5 protein-coding genes are annotated in these 3,288 nt (G+C 74.0%); 2 read left to right on the top strand and 3 right to left on the bottom strand.

Going from position 1 to position 3,288, the window contains the following annotated elements; translation table 11 throughout:
• A partial coding sequence (locus OZN99_RS28195; RefSeq protein WP_270938542.1) for a glycosyltransferase family 9 protein occupies positions 1–580 on the bottom strand: 580 nt, incomplete at its 3' end.
• 101 nt (positions 581–681) lie between these two features.
• Here OZN99_RS28195 and ygfZ point away from each other — a divergent pair.
• Together ygfZ and OZN99_RS28185 are read left to right on the top strand one after the other, a co-directional pair.
• Positions 682–1,563, top strand: a complete 882-nt coding sequence (gene ygfZ, locus OZN99_RS28190; protein WP_270938541.1) for a CAF17-like 4Fe-4S cluster assembly/insertion protein YgfZ — start codon at positions 682–684, stop codon at positions 1,561–1,563.
• Positions 1,560–2,018: a methyltransferase family protein gene (locus tag OZN99_RS28185; protein WP_270938540.1), complete on the top strand. Its 459-nt coding sequence runs from the start codon at positions 1,560–1,562 to the stop codon at positions 2,016–2,018. The genes ygfZ and OZN99_RS28185 overlap by 4 nt, the downstream gene beginning before the upstream one ends.
• A 25-nt stretch (positions 2,019–2,043) precedes the next feature.
• Here OZN99_RS28185 and OZN99_RS28180 read toward each other — a convergent pair whose 3' ends face one another.
• Both OZN99_RS28180 and OZN99_RS28175 read right to left on the bottom strand, forming a co-directional pair.
• Positions 2,044–2,901: an SDR family oxidoreductase gene (locus OZN99_RS28180; RefSeq protein WP_270938539.1), complete on the bottom strand. Its 858-nt coding sequence runs from the start codon at positions 2,899–2,901 to the stop codon at positions 2,044–2,046.
• 63 nt (positions 2,902–2,964) lie between these two features.
• On the bottom strand, positions 2,965–3,288 hold a 324-nt coding region (locus OZN99_RS28175), incomplete at its 5' end, for a glycosyltransferase family 9 protein (protein WP_270938538.1).

Here is a 3,288-nt window from a genome sequence, read left to right as displayed (position 1 = left end):
CCCCGCCCGGGCCGCCCAGCACGGCGATGCGGGCGCCGTCCAGCGGCGCGCCCGGCGCGGTGAGCGCGGCGGCAACAGCGACGAAGCGCTCGGCCGGCCAGACCTTGCCGGACCAGTTCGCGGTCGGGCCGAGCACAAGCCAGGGCCCGTCGGGCAGGAGCGTCGCGGCGCGTGCCTCGTCGGTCGGCGCGGTCCAGGCCACGGGCAGCGGAGGCGGGGACAGATCCAGCACCTGCGCGATGTGTGTCAGGCGGTGGCCAGGCCGGCGGCCGCCCCTGCCGACAGCACGGCGCCGCGCCGGCACCATCCAGGCGAGCGCCGAGGCGCGCAGGTCCACCACCAGGTCCCACCGCGTGAACGCCACCTGCGCCCAGAGCTTCGGCCAGTGCAGCGAGAAAGGCTTCTTCGCCACCACGATCAGCCGCTCCAGCCCCGGCATGCGTTCGAACACGCCGGTGGCGGCGGGGCCGCAGGCCACGGTCACGCGCGCCTCGGGGTGCTGGCGCAGCAGATGGGCGAGCAGCGCGGTGGAGAGCACCGCATCGCCGATCCGCGTGGAGGTGACGAAGAGGATGCGCATCAGGGCGGGGCGCGCATAGCACGGGCGAGCCGGAGGCCCCACCCGGGGGTAGGGGCGGCGGGCATGTTGCATCCGCCGGCGCCGCCGCCCACCTTCCACCCATGCCAATTGCCTTTCTGCCGGGGCGGGGCCTGGTGGAGGTGGCCGGCGAGGACCGCGTCGCCTTCCTGCAGGGCCTCGTCTCCAACGACGTTACGCTGGCCGTGCCCCCGCCGGCGGAGCCGGCCAACGTGCCCACGCCGGCGGAGCCGGCCAGCGCCCCTGGCCGCGCGGTCTGGGCCGCGCTGCTCACCCCCCAGGGGAAGTGGCTGGCCGACTTCTTCGTGCTGGCCGAGGAAGCGCGCCTGCTGCTGGATTGCGCGCGCGATCAGGCTGAGATGCTGGTGACGACGCTGTCGCGTTTCCGGCTGCGCGCGAAGGTGGCGCTGCGGGACGCCTCGCCGGACTTCGCGGTGCATGCGGCATGGGGCGCGACGGTGCCGCCCCCCGGCACGATCGCGGCACCCGACCCGCGGCTGCCGGAGGCCGGCTGGCGCGTGTTGGCGCCGGCGCCGCTGGCGGCGGATGCGGACGAGGCGGCCTACGACCTGCACCGGCTGGCGCTCGGCCTGCCCGATGGCGCGCGCGACCTGGAGCCGCAGAAATCCGTGCTGCTGGAAGGCGGCTTCGACGAGCTGTCGGGCGTGTCCTGGTCCAAGGGCTGCTACATGGGCCAGGAGCTGACGGCGCGGACCAGGTATCGCGGCCTGCTCAAGCGGAGGCTGTTCCCGGTGGCGGTGGAGGGCCCGCTGCCCGCACCCGGCACGCCGGTGACACGTGACGGCCCGGAGGTAGGCGAGATGCGCTCCGGCCGCGACGGGTTGGGGCTGGCGCTGCTGCGGATCGATGCGGTGGAGCAAGGTGGGCGCTTCGCCTGCGGCGATGCCGTGCTGACGCCGCGCATCCCAGGCTGGATGAAGCTGCCGGCGCGCGAGCCGGCATGAACAAGGATCACGGCCCGGGCGTGCGCGTGCCGCCGCCGGTGATCGCCGCGGCGGTGATGGGCGCGGCCTGGGTGCTGGATCGCGTCTGGACGGTGCAGATCGGCCCGCCAGCAGTCTCGCTCGGCGGCATGGTGGTCTTCCTGGCGATCGCGCTTTGCGGCTGGGCCGTGCTGGTGCTGGTGAAGGCCGGCAACGATCCACGGCCCGACAAGCCGGACAGCGCGCTGGTGGAGGCCGGGCCGTTCCGCTGGAGCCGCAACCCGATCTATCTGGGCTTCCTGCTGGCCGCGACCGGCCTGGCGTTGGTCTGGGGCACGCTGTGGGGCTGGATCGGCGTGGTCGTGCTGCACGGCCTTCTGGACCGGCTGGTGATCGCGCGGGAGGAGACCTACCTCGCGGCGCGCTTCGGCGCCGCCTACGACGCGTACAGGGCGCGGGTGCGGCGCTGGATGTAGCGCCGCGCATGCTGCCGACCGGGCGCTACCCGTTGACCACCGTGCCGCCATTCGGGTGCAGCACCTGGCCCGAGATGTACGAACTGTCCGCCTGGCTCGCGAGGAAGATGTAGGACGGCGCCACCTCGTCGGGCTGGCCGGCGCGTTCCATCGGGGCGCCGCTGCCGTGCTGCGCGGCCTTCTCCGCGTCGAAGCTCGCCGGGATCAGAGGCGTCCAGATCGGGCCGGGCGCCACCGCGTTCACGCGGATGCCCTTCTTCTGCAGCGCCATTGCCAGGCTGCGCGTGAAGGCGACGATCGCGCCCTTGGTGGAGGCGTAGTCGATCAGCGCCGGGCTGCCCTTGTAGGCGGTGACCGAGGTCGTGTTGATGATGCTGGCGCCGCCCTGCAGATGCGGCAGCGCGGCCCTGGTCATCCACATCATGCCGAGGATGTTGGTGCGGAAGGTGCGCTCGACCTGGTCGGTCGGGATCTCGGCGAAATCCTCGCAGACGTGCTGCTCGGCGGCGTTGTTCACCAGGATGTCGAGGCGGCCGAAGGCGTGCACCGCCTGCTTTACCGCATCCTGGCAGAAGCGCGGGTCGCCGATGTCGCCGGCGATGGCCAGACAGCGGCGGCCTTCCGCCTCGATCCGGCGCTTCGTGTCGCGCGCATCCTCCTGCTCGTCGAGGTAGAGGATCGCGACATCGGCGCCTTCCTTCGCGAAGCCGATGGCCACCGCGCGGCCGATGCCGGAATGACCGCCGGTGACGATGGCGGCGAGGCCCGTCAGCTTGCCCGCCGGCCGCCAGCTCTCCATGACGGAGGCCGGGCGCGGCGTCATCTCGGCCTCGCGGCCGGGCTGGTGGTCCTGCTTCTGCGGGGGGAACTGCGCTTCGGGCATGGCGGACCTCGCTGGCTGACCGGGGGCCAACGAAGCCGGCGGGGGACGGTTGCGCGGGGCTGGTCAGCCCGGCGGCGCGAGCAGCGACTCCAGCGCGGCCGCGGCGGCCTCCATGGGGATGCGGTGCATCTCCGGCCCGCCGAAGTCCTGTGCCCGCAGCACGGCGGAGCGCGCCGCCACGGGGCGGAACTTGTCCGGCCGCGTGGGGCCGAACAGCGAGAGGAGCGGCGTGCCGGAGGCGGCGATCATGTGGCCGCCCCCCGCATCGTTCGCGACGCCCGCCGCGCAGCGCGCGGCCACCGCGACGGCGCGCAGCGGCTGCGGCCCCGCCTGGAGTAGGGCGGCGAAGGCCGGGTGCTCCTCGGGGAAGCAGGCGCCCGGGACCTC

The sequence above is a fragment of the Falsiroseomonas oryzae genome (genome assembly GCF_027856955.1).
Lineage (GTDB): Bacteria > Pseudomonadota > Alphaproteobacteria > Acetobacterales > Acetobacteraceae > Falsiroseomonas > Falsiroseomonas oryzae.
The sequence above is the reverse complement of the archived record's forward strand: the minus strand, read 5'-3'. Positions and strand labels throughout refer to the sequence as shown.

Excerpts from the sequence above, each read along its gene's own strand:
- ygfZ (WP_270938541.1), top strand. The coding sequence starts at position 682 with ATGCCAATTGCCTTTCTGCCGGGGCGGGGCCTGGTGGAGGTGGCCGGC.
- OZN99_RS28185 (WP_270938540.1), top strand. The coding sequence starts at position 1,560 with ATGAACAAGGATCACGGCCCGGGCGTGCGCGTGCCGCCGCCGGTGATC.
- OZN99_RS28180 (WP_270938539.1), bottom strand. The coding sequence starts at position 2,901 with ATGCCCGAAGCGCAGTTCCCCCCGCAGAAGCAGGACCACCAGCCCGGC.